The organism is Vibrio gazogenes, assembly GCF_023920225.1.
Lineage (GTDB): Bacteria > Pseudomonadota > Gammaproteobacteria > Enterobacterales > Vibrionaceae > Vibrio > Vibrio gazogenes.
In genome coordinates, this window is sequence record NZ_CP092588.1 from 188,407 (window position 1) to 207,268 (window position 18,862).

General features: G+C 44.9%; 17 protein-coding genes and 1 pseudogene. 9 read left to right on the forward strand and 9 right to left on the reverse strand.

Annotation, left to right across the window (positions count from 1 at the left end):
* Positions 1-543 precede the first annotated feature (543 nt).
* Both pepT and MKS89_RS16475 read left to right on the forward strand, forming a co-directional pair.
* Complete coding sequence (pepT, locus tag MKS89_RS16470; protein WP_072955082.1) at positions 544-1,776, forward strand: peptidase T; 1,233 nt, start codon at positions 544-546, stop codon at positions 1,774-1,776.
* Between the two features lie 283 nt (positions 1,777-2,059).
* Complete coding sequence (locus tag MKS89_RS16475; RefSeq protein ID WP_072954448.1) at positions 2,060-2,914, forward strand: mechanosensitive ion channel family protein; 855 nt, start codon at positions 2,060-2,062, stop codon at positions 2,912-2,914.
* 26 nt (positions 2,915-2,940) lie between these two features.
* Here the strand turns inward: MKS89_RS16475 and norR are convergent, their stop codons facing one another.
* The gene (norR, locus tag MKS89_RS16480) at positions 2,941-4,539 is read right to left on the reverse strand and encodes a nitric oxide reductase transcriptional regulator NorR (RefSeq protein WP_072954451.1); all 1,599 of its coding nucleotides are present in this window, start codon (positions 4,537-4,539) and stop codon (positions 2,941-2,943) included.
* 241 nt (positions 4,540-4,780) lie between these two features.
* Complete coding sequence (locus MKS89_RS16485) at positions 4,781-4,990, reverse strand: cold-shock protein (protein ID WP_027694422.1); 210 nt, start codon at positions 4,988-4,990, stop codon at positions 4,781-4,783.
* Positions 4,991-5,371: 381 nt separating this feature from the next.
* Between MKS89_RS16485 and MKS89_RS16490 the strand changes: the two genes are divergently transcribed.
* From MKS89_RS16490 to MKS89_RS16510, 5 genes are all read left to right on the forward strand, one after another.
* Positions 5,372-5,587: an alternative ribosome-rescue factor A gene (locus MKS89_RS16490; RefSeq protein ID WP_072954454.1), complete on the forward strand. Its 216-nt coding sequence runs from the start codon at positions 5,372-5,374 to the stop codon at positions 5,585-5,587.
* Between the two features lie 171 nt (positions 5,588-5,758).
* Positions 5,759-5,998 (forward strand): hypothetical protein, encoded by a 240-nt coding sequence (locus MKS89_RS16495; protein ID WP_072954457.1) that lies wholly within the window; start codon positions 5,759-5,761, stop codon positions 5,996-5,998.
* Between the two features lie 127 nt (positions 5,999-6,125).
* Positions 6,126-7,130: a response regulator gene (locus MKS89_RS16500; protein WP_072954459.1), complete on the forward strand. Its 1,005-nt coding sequence runs from the start codon at positions 6,126-6,128 to the stop codon at positions 7,128-7,130.
* Positions 7,131-7,132: 2 nt separating this feature from the next.
* Positions 7,133-7,573, forward strand: coding sequence for a PAS domain-containing protein (locus tag MKS89_RS16505; RefSeq protein WP_072954462.1), 441 nt, complete (start codon positions 7,133-7,135; stop codon positions 7,571-7,573).
* 32 nt (positions 7,574-7,605) lie between these two features.
* Positions 7,606-9,081, forward strand: coding sequence for a bifunctional ADP-dependent NAD(P)H-hydrate dehydratase/NAD(P)H-hydrate epimerase (locus MKS89_RS16510; RefSeq protein WP_072954464.1), 1,476 nt, complete (start codon positions 7,606-7,608; stop codon positions 9,079-9,081).
* A gap of 49 nt (positions 9,082-9,130) precedes the next feature.
* On the opposite strand, the gene MKS89_RS16515 is transcribed toward MKS89_RS16510, so the two are convergent.
* The gene (locus MKS89_RS16515; RefSeq protein WP_072954467.1) at positions 9,131-9,700 is read right to left on the reverse strand and encodes a hypothetical protein; all 570 of its coding nucleotides are present in this window, start codon (positions 9,698-9,700) and stop codon (positions 9,131-9,133) included.
* A 506-nt stretch (positions 9,701-10,206) separates the two neighbouring features.
* Here MKS89_RS16515 and MKS89_RS16520 point away from each other — a divergent pair.
* Entirely contained in the window at positions 10,207-11,253 is a 1,047-nt protein-coding gene (locus MKS89_RS16520) for a GMP reductase (protein WP_072954470.1), read from the forward strand.
* Positions 11,254-11,422: 169 nt separating this feature from the next.
* Here MKS89_RS16520 and eat read toward each other — a convergent pair whose 3' ends face one another.
* The 3 genes from eat to MKS89_RS16535 form a co-directional block, all read right to left on the reverse strand.
* Positions 11,423-12,811 carry an ethanolamine permease gene (gene eat, locus MKS89_RS16525; protein ID WP_072954473.1) on the reverse strand — a complete coding sequence of 463 codons (1,389 nt, stop codon included), beginning with the start codon at positions 12,809-12,811 and terminating at the stop codon, positions 11,423-11,425.
* Positions 12,812-12,957: 146 nt separating this feature from the next.
* On the reverse strand, positions 12,958-13,812 hold the full coding sequence (gene eutC, locus MKS89_RS16530) for an ethanolamine ammonia-lyase subunit EutC (protein ID WP_072954475.1): 855 nt from the start codon (positions 13,810-13,812) through the stop codon (positions 12,958-12,960).
* On the reverse strand, positions 13,809-15,209 hold the full coding sequence (locus MKS89_RS16535) for an ethanolamine ammonia-lyase subunit EutB (protein ID WP_072954478.1): 1,401 nt from the start codon (positions 15,207-15,209) through the stop codon (positions 13,809-13,811). The genes eutC and MKS89_RS16535 overlap by 4 nt, the downstream gene beginning before the upstream one ends.
* Before the next feature lie 182 nt (positions 15,210-15,391).
* Between MKS89_RS16535 and MKS89_RS16540 the strand changes: the two genes are divergently transcribed.
* Positions 15,392-16,405, forward strand: coding sequence for a helix-turn-helix domain-containing protein (locus MKS89_RS16540; protein WP_077316248.1), 1,014 nt, complete (start codon positions 15,392-15,394; stop codon positions 16,403-16,405).
* Between the two features lie 290 nt (positions 16,406-16,695).
* On the opposite strand, the gene MKS89_RS16545 is transcribed toward MKS89_RS16540, so the two are convergent.
* From MKS89_RS16545 to MKS89_RS21050, 3 genes and pseudogenes are all read right to left on the reverse strand, one after another.
* The gene (locus tag MKS89_RS16545; protein ID WP_072954481.1) at positions 16,696-17,658 is read right to left on the reverse strand and encodes a transposase; all 963 of its coding nucleotides are present in this window, start codon (positions 17,656-17,658) and stop codon (positions 16,696-16,698) included.
* Positions 17,659-17,862: 204 nt separating this feature from the next.
* Complete coding sequence (gene arfB, locus MKS89_RS16550) at positions 17,863-18,279, reverse strand: alternative ribosome rescue aminoacyl-tRNA hydrolase ArfB (protein ID WP_038180158.1); 417 nt, start codon at positions 18,277-18,279, stop codon at positions 17,863-17,865.
* A 43-nt stretch (positions 18,280-18,322) separates the two neighbouring features.
* Positions 18,323-18,842: pseudogene (locus MKS89_RS21050) on the reverse strand (EamA family transporter); the annotation flags it as partial.
* Between the last annotated feature and the right edge of the window lie 20 nt (positions 18,843-18,862).

Genomic DNA, 18,862 nt, shown 5'->3' on the forward strand with positions numbered 1-18,862 from the left:
AGATCAACAGCCCCTAGTATACCGATGGTTCTGTATTCAAATCGAGTCGCCTACTTAACAAGATGATATGAAAATGATGCAAAAAAGTGATCATAATGTAATTTTTAAGTGCATCAGCGCAAGCGATGGTGTTGTGTTTTTTGAAAATGTGAACAGCAAGACTAAAGAAAAATACCTCTCGGGCGATAAGCAACGAGAGGTATAAATGGCGCGTTTATATGTGTTAAGCGAAGGGAACTTTGAGTTCCTTTAAATCTAGTTGACGATTGCTTATTCGGCAAATTTATTTGTTATGTTTTTGTGTTTTTTAATATAACCCACTGTTATTAATGAATAATTTTAGTCATGATTTGACAGGGATAATCATACCAAATTGAATCGATAGTTTGATTTAGGCTAGGTATTAACGATATTGATAAAGCTGAATGCGCAAAAACTGATTTACAACAACATCTAGCTGGACGGAGCGCCCTAGTATGAAAGGCGCCATATTTGATGGCAACACTGTGGGGTGTTCATTCTTTAACCAGTGAGAGTTATGTTATGGAAAGTCTGATAGATCGCTTTCTGCATTATGTGTCATTTGATACACAATCCAACCCATACCGGAATTGTTGTCCAAGCACGGCCGGGCAGAAAAAATTAGCACAGGCAATATATGATGAATTGCAAGCACTTGGGCTTAGTGATGTAACACTGGATGCTCATGGTTATGTCATGGCTAAACTGCCGGCAAATGTTGACGGTGAGATACCACCGATCGGATTTATTGCGCATCTGGACACGTCTCCGGATGCTTCAGGTAAAAAAGTTGTTCCTCAGATTGTTGAAAACTATCAGGGGGGAGATATTGCATTGGGGCGGGGAGATGAAGTGTTGTCTCCGATTCAATACCGAGAATTACACCAACTGCATGGGTACAATTTAATCACCACCGATGGGAATACGCTTTTGGGCGCAGATGATAAGGCGGGTGTCGCCGAGATCATCACGGCCATGAAAGTGTTGCTGGAACATCCGGATATCCCGCATGGTGAAATTTGTATTGCCTTTACGCCCGATGAAGAAATTGGCCGTGGGGCTGATCTGTTCGATGTTGAAAAATTCGGGGCTCAGTGGGCCTATACGGTTGACGGCGGACCCGTTGGTGATTTGGAGTATGAGAACTTTAATGCAGCAACGGCGCATGTTACTTGTTATGGTGTTTCGGTCCATACCGGAACTGCAAAAGGCAAGCTGGTGAATGCCATGAATATTGCGGCTCAATTCCAGATGATGATCCCCACCGATGAGACACCGGAGCATACTGAAGGGTACCAAGGTTTTTACCATCTATCCTCGGCGAATATGGGCATTGCCCGTAGTGAGTTGACCTATCTACTGCGAGACTTTGACCAGCAAGGGTTAGCGTGCAGAAAAGCACAGATGAAAGATTGGGTCGGTACTCTCAACCATCAATTACATCGCGGCCGGGTCGAACTCGAAATTACGGATAGTTATGCCAATATGAAGCAAGTGATTGCATCCAATCTACATATTATTGAAATTGCCAAAAGCGCAATGAGTGACTTGGGGATTGAACCGCAAATCAAACCAATCCGGGGCGGTACGGATGGTGCGCAGCTTTCTTTCAAAGGTTTACCGTGTCCGAACTTATTTACCGGTGGTTATAATTTTCACGGTATCCATGAATTTGTGACTATTGAAGGAATGGAACAGGCGGTGAAAGTTATTGTGAAAATAGCGGAAAAAACTGCACTGACTTACCGTGGATAAGTAGGCATCAACGCACAGTATCATGATGATTTATTGACTCTTTGGGATACTTTCGTCTTTTGAAGTGTGTCAGTTGTTTAGGGTTTATTACTCTACATTATGAAAAAACTCAGATAAACTTGCAGTCATTATATACCTGAATCATCGATAAGATTGAGCAATCTACGAAGCGGCATGGATTGACTCAAACCAAGGTCTTGTTTTTATCGATGACGGGAATACGCAGACAGAGTCTTCAAAAAATCAATTCTGTTTTTGTGATGTTTGGTTGTGAGAGAGATGCATGGACTATTTAAACAACGTGCTGGATTATCTGTTGTCCCATAAGCTACTGTTTAGCGTCATTATCATTGGTTTTATTCTAATGATTCGCCGTACTGCGCTTGCTTTGATTCGGGGTGATGGTGCATTTATTACCGAAAAACAGCGTAAGTGGATGTCTCAGACCAAGAATGGTACGTTTGCCGCGCTGTTGATTATCGGGTTTTTCTTGTGGAAAGAAGAAATCAATGAATTTGCTTTGTCAGTGACTGCCATTGCGGTTGCGATTGTTGTGGCATCAAAAGAGATCATTTTATGCTTTACCGGTTCGATTCAACGGGCAAGCTCTCGCTCTTTTCGGATTGGTGACTGGATTGAAGTCGGTTCGTTATGCGGTGAAGTGATTGAACACAATATGATGGCGACCGTTATTCAAGAGATTGATTTGAGTGGGGGGCTTTACCATTACACCGGAAAAACCGCGACACTGCCCAACAGTATGTTTTTTACCTACCCAGTGAAAAACCTGAATTTTATGAAGCGCTATGTGTTTCATAATTTTGAAATCGTGGTGCGTGATTTCGTGAACTTATATACGATGCTTCCCCAGTTCCGCAAGCAAATCGAAGTCCATTTTGAGCATTTTATTGAAGTCGCTCGTCGTTATAATCTGATGATTGAGAAACATGCCGGGGTGGATTTGCCGAGTGCGGACCCGATGATTCACATTAGCAGCACTGTAACCGGTGAGCAGAAAGTCCATGTGATGATTTTTTGCCCGACTGAGCGGGCTCACGAGCTTGAACAGTTGATTCGGGCTGATTTCATGCACATCTACGATGAACACTTCTCCAATCAAACCGAACCAACTCATTAACATGATGTATCTGATATTGCCTGATATTACATCTCCAATTTGTGCGTTTTCTTAACCTGAATCCCTAGCCGCCTTGCTAACCGAGTCAGATTAGCCCGATCAGTTTGGAGTAATCTGCCGGCTTGCGCCCAGTTATAATCTGACTGAATTAATGCTTCTTTCACCAGTTGTCGCTGAAAATCATCGGTTGCCTGCCTGAGCCCGCCACTCATAGCAATGTGTGTAGATGCTTTCACTTCAGGATTGTCCAGTATCTCCGGCGTATTGATGGGCAAGCTTTCTAAAACACCGACATCCGTTAATGTAATTGTGGTCAGTGTTTGTTGGGGCTGACTGGCTCTGGCTTTCAAAGCCGCTCGATTGATTACATGCTCCATTTCCCGGACATTCCCCGGCCAGTTATATTGGATCAGGTAATCGAGAACATCTTGTGCCAGTTTCAGATGGGTGATGCCAAGCTTTCTTCTGGCTTGTTCAAGAAAGTAACCAGCTAGCAGACTGACATCACCTCTGCGTTCTCGGAGCGGTGGAACATGAATCGGATAAACACTGAGACGGTGGTATAAATCTGCCCGGAAGCGACCGGCTTCTACTTCTTGTTTTAAATCGCGGTTTGTTGCCGCAAGCACTCGGACATCAATGTGTTGCACACGATCCTGACCGACGGGCTGAATTTCATTATTTTGTAATGCTCTAAGCAACTTGCTCTGAGCTGCAAGCGGAAGCTCGCCAATTTCATCAAGAAAAAGAGTGCCTTCGTGGGCCAGTGCAAATTTACCGAGTCGGTTTCTGTCGGCACCGGTAAATGCGCCTTTAATGTGACCGAATAACTCGCTTTCAATTAGGTTTTCCGGTATTGCAGCACAATTGACATAAACCAGCGGTTGTCGTTTTCTGGCTGACAGATGATGTATCCGTCTGGCAACCAGTTCTTTGCCGACACCGGTTTCACCGAAAATCAGGATATTAAAATCGGATGAAGCGACGATGTCTATCTCATCATGCATTGATTGCATCACACGACTGGTACCGATGATATCACTACGGTCTCTTTCCCAGCCTTCCTCATTCAGTTCTTGCAACCGCTGTTGTGTCTGACGGGCTTGTGTTTCTAACTGAGAAAAAGTCAGCGCCATTTTTAGCGTTGATGCAGCAATCGCTGAAAGCACTTCCAAATGGCGGGCCGGGATATGCGTAAACACACCGGTCTTCAAACTGTCCAAAGTCAGTACACCGAGTAACTTTTCGTCAAAAATCAGCGGTAATCCCATACAGGAATGAATCGGAACATCACCGTCGTGGTGTAGCAGCAGCCCATCGAATGGGTCGGGAAGTGAACAATTGGCATCAAACCGGACTGCCTGACGGGCTCTGCAAATTTGCTGGAAACGAGGGTGCTCTTCAATCATAAAGCGTCGTCCGAGCGTGTCTTTGGTCAAGCCTTGCATTGCCAAAGGAATCAGCGTATCACCTTGGCGGGACATCAGGGCGACACAATCACAGGGGATGACCTTGCGTATTGTCTCCAACAAACGGTTGAATCGATTTTCATCATTGAGACCACTGGCAAGATCGATGGTCATTTCGGCAAGTGTTGACAGGGTTGTAATCGGAAAATTTTGCATAAGATGAAGGCAGTTTTTTGTCCATTCTAATGGCTAAGTGAGTGGATGAGAAGAGCGAGCCCCGTGAACGATGAAAGCAGGAGTTGTGCTAAGCGAAGATATTGACTGAGGCGGAATTGTGAATGACAATCTCAGCGTGAGATGGATACTGAACGGTTCTTGAAACCAAAATGTTGAGACAAAAAATTAGCCAGCATACAACGCTGGCTATTTTTAAAAGATTCTTGCCTAAAATATTTAATTATAGGACTTTAATGTTTTCAGCTTGAGGGCCTTTTTGTCCTTGCGAGATGACAAACTCAACAGTTTGACCTTCAGCTAGGGTACGGAAACCGTCACCTTGGATAGCGCTGAAGTGAGCAAAAACATCGGGACCATTTTCTTGTTGGATGAAACCAAAACCTTTAGTTTCGTTGAACCACTTTACAGTGCCAGTCACTGTGTTAGACATAATATATTCCTGGTAAATCAAAGTAAAACTAAGCCGATACCGGCCATTCTAGCGTGGAAAAGTAGATTGCTATTGCGTACAGAACGACCGGGGAGTTACAAAAATCCAACAAGACGTTATGGTAAACAAAGAACTGCTTCCTAGCCTTATGTGAGTTTAGTGTAATCTTAGGGGTTGTCAATCAAATATTACGGTTAAACGTAAATGTCTCTGATATTTTTGATCATTTTAGATTTTACTGAGATTTTCTTTTCATTGTTACATCATTATTTTTAATGAAATCATAAAATACACTTTTTTACTTTTAACGAATTGACATGTCAATACAATGGCTCACAATACGTTGCTTTTTTATTCACCACCATAAGAGAAGTATTTCAAATGAAAAGAGAAAAGAGAAATCATACGGTTAATCAGCCTGATGATGTTGAGATTCAACGTGGCACTATCACAGATAATGCACTGAAAGCGTTGGTTACCAGTCCGGTATTTAAGATGCGAGTCGAAAAGCCGAAGAAAGGGAAGGGTAGCTTTCAGCGTAAAGCAAAACATCAGGTGCGGGAGCCCTATTCAAAAGTTGCAGTATGTTGCTTTTGAATAGGGTTTCTTCATCGCTGTTGGTTTACAGCCGCATGGTGAATTCTTTCAATAGACTATATTTCAATAGGCTATAGTTGAAAAAAGAGCAGTGTAGAGGACTCGAAACATTGCTCCTGTTTCTGTCACACTTCGTTTTCGCAAACTTTTACATCCGACAAGGGGTTCAACATGGTCGTTACACTCTTTTGGCTGGAGAAATCAATGCTGACACTGGGAATCATTCTGATTGTCATGAGTATGATTCGTTACGGTAAAAGAAGTCAGGATTGGCGAGGCATTGCTACAATGTTCTTTAAACGTATTCCAATGACGATTGAAGAGTATCGTCATTATCGTTTTGGTGTGGCGTTGGTTGTGCTAGCAGTATTACTGCGGATTGTCACTCTGACATTATGGCCGACAGTATAAGTTGTACCATCAGGTCACAAAACGCATTAAAGATTTGTCTGTTTTTGAGCGCTTTATCGCTTTGTGTCTGTAGATGTTGAATTCCCGTATACACTTTTAATGATGAAAGAAAAAGGTAAGGCCGATTATGGCGTTTTCAGTATTAATATGTGATGACTCAGCATTAGCAAGAAAGCAAATTGCGAGATCATTACCAGCCTTCCTGAATGCCGAAGTGCATTTTGCGGTTCACGGTTTAGACGCGTTGGAGCAGCTCAAACAACAGTCTTTTCAGTTGATGTTTTTAGATCTGACTATGCCGGAACTCGATGGTTTCGGCACTCTAGAAGCGATGAAGGAGACGGCTGACCAAACTCCGGTGATCGTGGTTTCCGGTGATATTCAGCCCAAAGCGCAAGAACGTGTTCTCGGCCTGGGAGCCAAAGCGTTTATCCAAAAACCGATTGCAACCGATGCGCTGAAAAAAGTGCTCAGTGAGCTGGTCGAACCGCCCACTCAACCGGCGGTCATTACTCCGGGAAAGATCGAGTATCCGATCCTGAAGCGTCGCGATATTTATATGGAAGTTGCCAATGTGTCTATCGGCCGGGCTGCGGATGCCTTAGCACGTTACTTTGATGTGTTTGTCGAATTGCCGCTGCCCAATGTCAATATCTTTGAAGTTAGTGAACTACACATGGCACTGCGGGATCTGGTCGATAATGATCAGGTCTCTGGGGTTTGTCAGGGATTCAGTGGGGAAGGCATTGCCGGTGAAGCATTGGTGCTTTTAAGTGATACCAGTGTCTCTGGACTGAAGCGATTAATGAATATTCCGGCTGAAAGTGATGATCTGAAAGAGCTTGAGCTCCTGATGGATGTGTCCAACATTTTGGTTGGCTCTTTCCTCAATGGTCTCGGTGGACAGGCAGAAATTCGTTTTTTCCAAAGCTCCCCCGTATTACTCGGGCAACATATTCCGATTGAGTCCGTGATCCGTTCGACAGCGGGGTCGTTCCATAAAACGATGACCTTTGAGGTCAGCTACAACATTGAAGGTACGGGCATTCGTTGCGATTTGCTCTTTATGTTTGTCGATGAGTCTCTACCGCTCTTGGATAACAAACTGGCCTACCTGATGGAGGATTTTTAGTCATGACTCTGCCTGCTGAATTTGAACAGTTTCACTGGATGGTGGATATGGTTCAAAACGTTGATCTCGGACTGATCGTGATTGATAAAAACTATGAAATTCAGGTCTGGAACGGTTTTATGACCCACCATAGTGGCAAACAACCCCACGAAGTGATTGGTCGTTCATTGTTTGAGGTTTTTCCTGAGATTCCACCGGATTGGTTTAAATTAAAAACGAAACCTGTTTACCATCTTGGTTGTCGTAGTTTTATTACTTGGCAACAACGGCCCTATTTATTTAAATGCCGTAATGTTCGTCCTGTGACGCAACAGTGCGATTTTATGTACCAGAATGTAACCCTTAACCCAATGAGAACACCGACTGGTGAGGTCAATTCGGTTTTTCTGTCGATTCAGGATGCAACCGCAGAGGCACTGATAGTCCAGCGATGTGAGTGTTAGATTCTCAATTCAAAAGATAAAAGAATTCTCCCATGACGATGACGAATGTTTTTTATTCGACCCAACAGGTCCGTATTGGTGAATGCAAAGCGGCGAGTGCCAAAGGACTGGAAATGTACAGTCTGATGGAACGTGCCGGACAGGCGGTTTTCGCGATAGGGATGGCACAATATCCCAGTTCTGAGCACTGGCTCATTTGTTGTGGTGGCGGTAACAATGGTGGCGATGGCTACATTGTTGCGAGCTTGGCGAAATCAATCGGATTGTATGTGACAGTCTGGCAAGTCGGTGATCCTGAGACACTGACCGGTGATGCACGGATGGCCTACGAACATTGGCAAAACCATGGGGGCAATGTCTCAGAGCCTCAAGATCGCGTCCCGGATAGTGTCGATGTGGTGATTGATGCCTTACTGGGCACCGGGCTCAGTGGTTCGGTTCGGCCGGGCGTGCTCTCATTGATTGAAACACTCAATCAAAGTATGAAGCCTGTGATTGCCGTTGATATTCCTTCCGGTTTATGCGGGGATACCGGTAGTGTGCTGGGCGGAGCGATCATTGCAGAACACACTGTCAGTTTTATTGGGTTGAAACAAGGGTTAGTGACCGGAAAATCACGGGAGTATGTCGGCGAACTGCACTTTGCCGGGTTGGGGGTTGAAGATGCCTTCGATCAACAAAATCATCCGACGGTCACGGCGATTCACACCAAAATGCCGGGTCAGATGTTACCCAAACGGCTTGCCACTTCACATAAAGGAACGCATGGCAAAGCATTGCTCATCGGTGGCAATGACGGTATGGGTGGCGCCATTATCTTGGCCGCGATGGCGGCAGCCAGATGCGGCGCGGGGATGACCGCAGTTCTATGTCATCCACATAATGTGACGCCTTTATTGGTGAGTGCTCCAGAAGTGATGAGTGCTTGTTGGGACAAACCGGAGGCGATTGAACGACGACTACAATGGTGTGATGTAATGACCGTTGGGCCGGGGCTGGGACGAGATGAGACTTCTTTTGCTATCTATCAAGCCGTCCGGAATATTGAGAAACCAAAAGTAGTTGATGCCGATGGTTTGTATTTTTTGATGCAGCAACCGAATCAAGATCCGTTGCGGGTGATCACGCCACATCCGGGCGAAGCTGCACAACTGTTGCAAGTTTCAGTTGAAGAGATTGAAGCAGATCGGTATGCCAGTGTGCAGGCACTACATCGTCAGTATGGTGGCGTTGTTGTTCTGAAAGGTGCGGGAACCTTGGTGTATGACGGCAAGCAGATTTCGGTCTGTATGGCTGGAAATCCCGGTATGGCGAGCGCGGGTATGGGCGATGTTCTGTCGGGTGTGATCACGTCACTGATCGCGCAGGGGTTACCTTTGGTCGAAGCCACTCAACTGGGGGTCCTCATTCACAGCATGGCTGCGGATCAAAACTCAGAATCGTATGGTGAGCGGGGGCTGCTTGCCAGCGATTTACTCCCTCATTTACGTCAGTTAGTGAACCACTGAATCATCGATTGATTCAACATATCAGTCTCATCAAATAAAACGATCGTTGTCAGAAGCGGTAATGGGTTCCCAGCAAGAATACTGGGCTTGTGATCGCATCTTGTTCTTGTTCCTGATAGGAAATCTCAAAATTCAGCTCTAAGCCTGATGCGATCCCGGATGGGATGGTTGCCCCGAGAGTCAAATAAGGCGAAATATTTTTTGCTTCGATGTCAGGCAGTAATGTCTTCATTGCCGGATCACTCCCTGCTCTTGTTAAACTCAGCCCGCCTTTTGCGTATATCCAAGCAACATCGAATACGGTGTGTTGAATGACTGCGCCACCAAAAATTTCCTGATAATACAAGGTTGGTTGATGAGGGAATTGTGACGACAGTGAAATCATTGGGTCCGGGTGACCTGAATTTTGGGCATAACCTAGATCAAAACCAATGGTTGATGTCAGATTATAGTTATAGCCGTATTGTGTGACCCAAGCGTCTTCTGAACCTGTGTGTTTGGATTTCGTGATGCCGGCGCTTTGATAAAAATAGTTCGCATCCGGTCCGGCAATCGCTTGAACAGGTATCGTACTAAGTAGAAGCAACACTGCTATGGTCAGAGAAATGGTCGATTCCATCCTGCACTCCATGCGATCTCTGAGGTGATTCTATTGGTATTTATTTTTGTGAGGCGGTTATGAGAAAGTCAAAGAGGGAGAAAACCTGCCAGCGTTTTCTTACTGTAGCAAATCTAGATGTCAGATGCTGTATTGATGATGAGATTTTGTAGGTTTTTTACGCAGAGTGCACAAAAGTAAATGTGAATGATGTAATGATTTGATAGCGCTAAGAACTGTCAATGAAAAATTGAGAGGAATTGCGAATAAACAGCTGATTATAGAAATAAAATAGGCATTCCGTTTACGGTTTTTCAAGTATGCAATCTCTCAGATGGTAGCATAAAAAAAAGCACAATATCAGTCTTGCAGGAAATAAAGTGATGCCTATAATGTTGAAAACCGGAGCGTCTGCCAACGCTCCGGTTTTTTTGTGTCCGATAATCAAAGAAACTGGCGTCTGCCAACGTCAGAATCATCGCACTGCGACATTGAGGCACAAGGTGAATCAATTAAGGAAAAGATAAATGCGTATCGAACAAGAATTAAAATTGGGCTTTAAGGATGTACTGTTTCGGCCGAAACGCTCTACCCTGAAAAGTCGTTCCCAAGTTAATTTAACCCGCGAGTTTACCTTCAAGCATAGTGGGCGTCAATGGTGTGGTGTGCCCGTTATTGCTGCCAATATGGACTCCGTCGGTAGTTTCGGCATGGCTCAGGCTTTGGCGAAATATGATGTAATCACCGCGATCCACAAGCACTATTCGCTACAAGAGTGGCAAGCGTTTGTGCAGACAGCCGATGCAGAGACACTCAAGTATGTCATGGTTTCCACTGGTACGTCCGATGCCGATTTTACCAAAATGCAAGCCACACTCGCTTTGAGTGAAGACTTGATGTTTGTGTGCATCGATATTGCCAATGGCTATTCGGAGCATTTGGTGGAGTTTGTGGAAAGAGTTCGCCGTGTCTTACCTGATAAGGTGATCGTCGCCGGGAATGTGGTGACCGGTGATATGACCGAAGAACTGATTCTTGCCGGTGCAGACATCGTGAAAGTTGGGATTGGCCCAGGTTCGGTCTGTACCACCCGAGTCAAAACCGGTGTCGGCTATCCGCAATTGTCGGCGATTATTGAATGTGCTGATGCTGCTCACGGCTTAGGCGGGCAAATCATCGGCGACGGTGGCTGCACCTGTCCCGGAGACGTCTCCAAAGCGTTCGGTGGCGGTGCGGATTTCGTCATGCTCGGCGGGATGTTAGCCGGACACCACGAATCCGGTGGTGATATCGTGGTGAAGGATGGTGAAAGCTATGTGAAGTTTTACGGCATGTCGTCCAAGAGCGCGATGGACAAATATGCCGGTGGCGTCGCGCAGTATCGAGCTGCTGAAGGAAAAACGGTGCTACTTCCTTACCGGGGCAGTGTCGAAGACACCATTCAGGATATTCTCGGTGGCGTCCGGTCAACCTGTACCTACGTCGGAGCCGCCAACCTGAAAGAACTCACCAAACGTACAACGTTTATTCGGGTTCAGGAACAAGAGAATAATATGTTTGGCAAGGAGTCGTGAGCGGGGAGTTGTTCATTGAGAATATCAATATAACGCTATGTTGGCAGAGCCTCAATACGCAACACACTTGACGATTTGTTATCCTGAAGGCCGATATCAGTTGATATGACTGAATCGGCCTTTTGAGTTTGATTAAGTCTTATTGATTACATAGAGAAAATAGCAATGACTAGGCTTCAGTTGGAACTTGAAGCATTTCATTGCCTTCCTGCATGGCATCTGAACTATGTGTTGCTTTGAAGTAAACAAAACCTAACGCGAATAGTACGACGAAGATAACCGCGATTAAGAAGTTATAGTAAACCATAGCAACCAAAGACAGTACGGCAAGGATAAGCGCTACTGCCGGCGCATAAGGAAATAGCGGTGCTACAAATGGACGCTCTAGATTCGGTTCAAGGCGACGTAGTTTGAATAATGCAAGCATTGAGACAATGTACATTACAATGGCACCGAATACCGCCATGGTGACGATGTTCGCCGTCAGAGGTTGTCCTGCGATAACAATAAGGTTATCCGAGAATATGGCGGCGATCCCGATGATACCGCCGGCAAGAATGGCCCAGTGAGGTGTTTGGTATTTGCTGTTTACCGCGGCTAGTGATTTAGGTAAGAAACCTGCGCGCGCTAAAGCAAAGATCTGACGAGAGTAACCCATGATGATGCCATGGAAAGAGGCTATCAAGCCGAACAAGCCTAGCCATACCAACATATGTAACCAACCGCTAGAGTTACCAACAATCATTTTCATCGCTTGTGGTAGTGGATCGTTGATGTTTGACAGTTCACGCCAGTCACCTGCGCCCCCCGCAAAGAACATGACACCAATTGCCAGAACGACTAGCGTTAATATACCTGCAATAAATGCAACGGGAATCGTACGTTTAGGGTCTTTTGCTTCTTCAGCAGCCATTGATGCGCCTTCGATGGCGAGGAAGAACCAGATTGCGAATGGAATGGCGGCAAAGATACCTGATATTGCTTCGCCAGAAAATTCATTGCTACCCGCCCAGCCGTTGGCTACGAAGTTATCAATAGAGAAACCTGGAGATACGACCCCCATGAATACCAATAGTTCGACAATGGCTAGAATGGTGACTAACAGTTCGAAGGTCGCAGCGATACTAACACCAATCAAGTTCAGCGCCATAAAGATAATATAAGCACTTACTGCAACCATTTTCGGATCCCAAGTTGGGAACTGAACATTCAAATAAGCACCAATAGCCATCGCAATCGCGGGTGGAGCAAAGACAAACTCTACCAGCGTAGCAAAGCCAGCGATGTAACCGCCAACCGGACCGAATGCACGATAGGCGTAAGCAAATGGTCCGCCAGCATGTGGGATCGACGTGGAAAGTTCGGTAAAGCTAAAAATGAACGCCGTATACATGGTTGCGATTAGAAATGTCGTAATTAAAAAGCCTAATGTGCCAGCTTGTGCCCACCCATAACTCCAGCCAAAGTATTCGCCAGATATGACGAGTCCTACCGCGATACCCCAGAGATGAAATTTCCCTAGCGTTCGTTTTAAGCCGGGTTTGCTGTCATGTTCCATATCAATTCCCTCTTTTCCCTGATAATAATTGTGACAATTTGAGTGCGACAGACCGTTGTGTCATGCCGACGTGAACTATATGTATTCACCTTTATGAATGATTCCTTGGGCTCATCATCTTGATTTGTCATTTAGGCACTTCCTTCTCATTCAGAAGTGCTGGTTAAACAAAATTGTTGCTGTGTTGTACTTTCTAGCTGAGCGTCGTCAGAGCGGTCTTTTAGTCCTACGCCAGTCAACTGGATTCGATGAGATTCACGTAATAAGTAAAAGCATTTGTGCGCAGCTGCAGGATAATTGAGTCCTTGGGGGCGCACATTGGAAATGCAGTTACGCAGAGAATCTTCAGTGCCACGTTTGGGTTGCCAAGTAAGGTAAAGCCCCATGCTGTCCGGAGAACTTAAACCGGGACGTTCGCCCACGAGTAGTAAAACTTCTTTGGCATTGAGTGCTTCACCGACATCGTCACCAATGGCGACGCGTGCTTGCTCAACGATACTGAGCGGTGCGAGATTCCAATCTTTTGTCGGATCGTTGTTCAATAGGGTGAGTAGCGACTCTATAAATGGTTTTGCGTGATGAGCAATGGCATAAGATGAAAGGCCATCCGCGATGACAATGGCCAAATCATAGGGTTCTTGTTGATCAGCTTGACTACGGAATTGCTGCAAACGATAGAGAGAACGGTCATCCAGTTGGCGACCAAAATCTGGACGTTGTAGGTATTCCATTCGGTTTGCTGCACCACTGTGTAAAACAAAAGCTGGCAAAAGTGGGGCAATATGTTCGCTCTGTTCAAGTTCTTCCATTAGCTGCGCTACATCAAGTGGAACATGAACCGCGTCCATCGCTTGGGCGTGAGAAAGCTGAAAACGCAGTAACTCTGCGGTTGGAATACTGGTTCCTACTCGGCCAAGACCAATGCGAGCATCGGTAAATTGGCGTAGCTTTTCCCATGGGTCTTCATGAACCAGTTTCTTCATTGGGAGGATATCGTTCATGACGCCTCCTGAATTAGCCGCAGGGGTTGAATGAACGATGGGGCAAGCTCATTGTTTAGCTGAACGTGATTATCTTGGGGTGAGATTTTCATCGCTTTCAGCCAAGCATCGAACTCAGGTGCCGGACGTAAACCAAGCACCTGACGAGCATAAAGCGCATCGTGGAATGATGTTGTTTGATAATTGAGCATGATGTCATCGGAACCAGGAATTCCCATGATGAACGAGCATTCGGCCACACCAAGTAGTGTTAGCAGATTGTCCATGTCATTTTGGTCCGCATAGGCGTGGTTGGTGTAACAAATATCGCAGCCCATTGGTAAGCCCAACAATTTGCCGCAGAAGTGATCTTCCAAGCCTGCACGGATGATTTGTTTTCCATCAAATAAGTATTCTGGGCCGATAAAGCCAACAACAGTATTGACTAAAAGGGGGTTGAATTTACGAGCTAAAGCATAAGCTCTTGCTTCACAGGTTTGTTGGTCAAGCCCATGGTGTCCGTTTGCAGAAAGTGAACTTCCTTGGCCCGTTTCAAAATACATCACGTTATTTCCAACGGTTCCACGATTCAGGCTTAATGCGGCGTCGTAAGCTTCCGCCAGCACATTGGCATTAATACCAAATCCTTGGTTGGTTGCTTCCGTTCCACCAATAGACTGAAAAACCAGATCAACGGGTGCGCCTTTTTCAATTGCTTCGATGGTGTTGGTTACATGAGTTAAGACACACGATTGAGTCGGAATTTCATAATGTTGAATCACGTCATCCATCAACTTCATCAATTTCATCGCCTGCGTGACACTATCGGTTGCGGGATTTATTCCGAAAACCGCATCGCCATTACCATACATGAGGCCATCGAAGATTGAGGCCGCAATACCGTTGATGTCATCGGTTGGGTGATTGGGCTGAAGACGAGTAGACAGATGTCCCGGAAGGCCAATAGTATTGCGGAACTTAGTAATCACCTGACATTTCTTTGCCACCAAAATTAAATCTTGGTTACGCATGATCTTCGATACCGCTGCTGCCATTTCAGGTGTTATTCCTGAACGGACTTTTGCTAACTCAAAATCGGTGGTAGTTTCTTGTAATAGCCAATTACGAAAATCACCAACGGTTAAATGTGAGATTGTTTTGAAGGCATCGGCGTCATGCTCATCGATAATTAAACGAGTGATTTCGTCTTTCTCATACGGAATTAAAGCTTCGTTGAGGAATACTCTTAGTGGAAGATCCGCCAAAACCATTTGTGCAACGACGCGTTCTTCGGCAGAGTGGGCGCAAACGCCCGCAAGTTGATCTCCTGAGCGTAATGGTGTTGCTTTCGCCATCACCTCGGCTAGAGATCCAAATTGATAGGTTTGAGTGCCTAGTTGGTAACGGTAACTCGCCATAAATACCTCGTTATCCATACAAGCAATGGGCCTAAACTTTGCTTGATACTTTTAACAGTAATTATGCGATTAACGTTCCTTGGAACTAACGGAATTGCGCAAAAAAATTTAAATTATTTAATTTCAATAGGTTATGATTGTAATGCATCAGAGCAGTGCACAGATAAGGAGAGGATAGCAAGATGAATTTTTCGCAAATGCATCATGAAAGAAATTCACTCGCACTAAAACGATGCAAGTCCTACTCATTTGATGTCAATCAGCAAGCCGAAAGTTTAGTGAAATGGGATCAACATTATAATCAGCATAGCCAAGGCCACTTTTCAGGTTATCTTGATGAGCTGAATTTTGGTGGTATGCACCTATTTGAGGAATATACCAACCAAACGCTGTTACAGCACTGCTGTGTCAATGAACATAATATTTGGCTTGGTTTTTCATTACAGAAACAACGCCCTAAAATTAATGGCACCCAAATTGAGGAAGGTCAATTGATGATCCGTCCATCAGGCGTCGAGTTTGAGTTGATCACCCCTAAAGAGTTTCATATCTATGGGTTGGTGCTAGATAAACGAGTGTTGCAACAAGAGTTGATTGGGCTCGATGCTGATTTATGGCTCAATGAATCAGCAAAAATTTTGGTTAGTGGGCCAAATACGAGAGTGAGTTATGAATTGGCCAAAATTATTGGTTTGATGCTGCACGATAATACGCCGTTCTCAACAGTGCTTAACCATGATAAAAGCGGCGAGCGTCTTAAACGCTTACGTCCCGTCATTAGTTCGGCTATTGCGGATTTACTGTTGCAAACCGAAACCGGGATGAAAGAAATTGAAGTTTCAGCGCCCGCAAAACGGCGTGTGTTAGAACGGATTCGAGACCATATTGAGAAAACAGGACGTTATCCTTTAACCACGACAGAGTTGTGCCAAATTGCTTACGTTAGCCGTCGAACGCTTCAATATTGTTTTGAACAAGAGTTAGGGGTATCTCCTATCCAATATTTACGTGATTGCCGTCTTAATGAAATTCGACGAATTTTACTCAATACAGAAGAAGAGGTTGTGATTTCCAACCTAGCGGTCGAATTTGGGTTCTACCATATCAGTACTTTTAACGAGCATTACAAGAAACTGTTTGGTGAAACCCCAAGTCAAACTCGACAACGTGCTCGCTTATACCATTATAAACGCTAGTTCTTTCCTTCTTTACCAACCAAGAAATATCTCAAGCAGGACACGCACCTCAAGGAGTGGATTTGTTCAGAGGTTGAAAATAAGCAGGACACGCACCTCAAGGATGGATTCGTTTAGAGGTTGAAGTTGTTCCATTTTTTCTAAGTTAGCCCTCGAATTGAATGATTGTTTGCTCGATTTTATGTTGGGGTATTGAATAATTAAGGGCAGTTTTGCGTGCCGATAGAGATGAATCACTGGTTTGAATGGATGACGTGTGTGGCAACTGAATTGATATTAAACGGTATTGTTCAGGAAATATGAATCCCGAGCATTCTCTGCTTTTTGAGCTGTTGTTTCGCGAGATTAAGCTGTTCGGTTGAACCGACCCAGAGTCTGGGTTTCTTTTCCAGCTCAGTGCAGAGTTTGAGGCATTCCTGCTGAGACAGAGATAACCGCGTGAGAATGTTGGGTAGGCGTTGGTGAATATAGCCCCGTTTATCTTTCCTGATTTGCCGCCCGACCCAATCGACCAATTCGATATAATCCATCAGTCGGAAAGGAATACCTTGGGGTTTATCCTGATGTTCATAGCCGATGAAACTCACTAAATTGTGGGCTTCGGTTTTTCCTTGCGCCAGTGAAGTCAGCCGGGCTTTAATCGAAGTGTATTCAGACTGCTCGGGTGTGTCAGCTATATTTGCTCTGACCGGATTGAGGTCAACATAGGCCATCGCTGCTAACAGGGCTTTCTCATCGAGTAAAGCCTGAGATTTAAACCGTCCTTCCCAGAATCGCCCTTTGCACTGGTCTTCTTTGTTGGCACGGACGGCAATCTCATGATTGAGCTCTTGCATAAAACAGCTGAGGGAATAGAGTCGGTGACGCCAAGTTTCAATGAGTTGGGTGCAGGCATCACGCTCAGCTTGAGAAGTCAGTTGGCCGTCGAGAAGGCGCTGAATGGGCTGGGGGAGTTGATGCTCTTGTCCCCATCGTTCAATGACCTCATGGTCAGAAAGAGAGATAGCCTTCTTTTTATCGATATAGACGACCATATGGTAATGGTTACTCATCACAGCATGAGAGCAAATCCCAATACAGTAGATAGAAGCTAATGTGAAGATACGTGATTCCACCCACTCCCGGCGATGTTCATAGGATTTACCACAATAAGGGTCATAACCACATAGAAATGAGCGACGGACACAGCGGGAGACGATGTGATAGTAGGGCGTGACCTCGGGGCAAATGAGTTGTGAGCGGGCAGTTGCCATGGATGCTCTCGGGATGATGATAGATGAGTCTTATCGTGGAGAATTGAGGCTGGATAGGGAATCGATTCAACCGCTGATTCCGAGTGAGTTCAAATTTATTGGTCATCAATGGTCAGACTGATTTCATGATGATGAGAGATTGATTAGAGCGGGTGTCCTTATTTTGTTTTTTTGATCCTTATTTTGTCATATCAAGCTAGTCGTTCAGTCTTCGTTGACTCGACCTCGTAAGGCTTTCTTTTGTCCCATCTTCTTTTTAGTATTTATGCGCTTGAGTTTTGATGACCAGGTTGGCTTGGTCGCTCGCCGACGCTTTTGTACCACCATGACGGATTGAATCAGTCCCTTAAGACGTTCTAATGCATCAAGTCGGTTTTGTTCCTGAGTTCGATAGGTTTGTGATTTGATCACGACAACGCCATCTTTGGTAATTCTAGAATCACTGAGAGCGAGTAATCTTTCTTTGTATACTGAGGGTAAACTCGAACGTTGAATATCAAAACGTAAATGAATGGCTGAGGATACCTTCTGCACATTTTGCCCACCGTTCCCCATGGCCCGGATAGCCGTCATTTCAATTTCCCATTCCGCAAGAATGACCGTATTAGAGATAGTTAACATGGTTTAGGCTTCGCTTATGACTATTTTATCGACAATGATATTTTCATTTGAAATGAAATGGTGACTTCAAATGAGCTTGTTTATACCGGTGAGAGGACAACTTATGTCCAAATACATGAACTAATGCACCAGAGACAGTTAAAATACCACCTAAATAGGTCCATGTAGACGGTATTTCATCGAATCTTGCGATACCAATCAGGGTTGAAAGAATGATTTGAATATAAGAATAAGCAGAAGCCTTGTCCGCAGTCAGAGTTTTCATCGCTTTCGTTAAGCCAAGTTGCCCTATTTGGGTAAAAACGCCAATCAATGCGATAAAGATGCTAAATAATAGTAAATCATGCTGAGCGTGTTGATCAAAGCTTGGCTGCACCATGCATATCAATCCTAACAAGCAAAGAGTTAAGCAAGGTTGTTGTTTGAACACGTTCCTTCAAAAACATCACTGCAAGTAGGGAAGTGGATACCGGTAGGTGCAGTGCAAAATGGTCGCTTCGGCCAACGGAATCGTAGAAACCGCATGATACACATATTAAGGCAAACGTACCGAGCAAGCCTCGAACAAATAGGAGTAACTAGT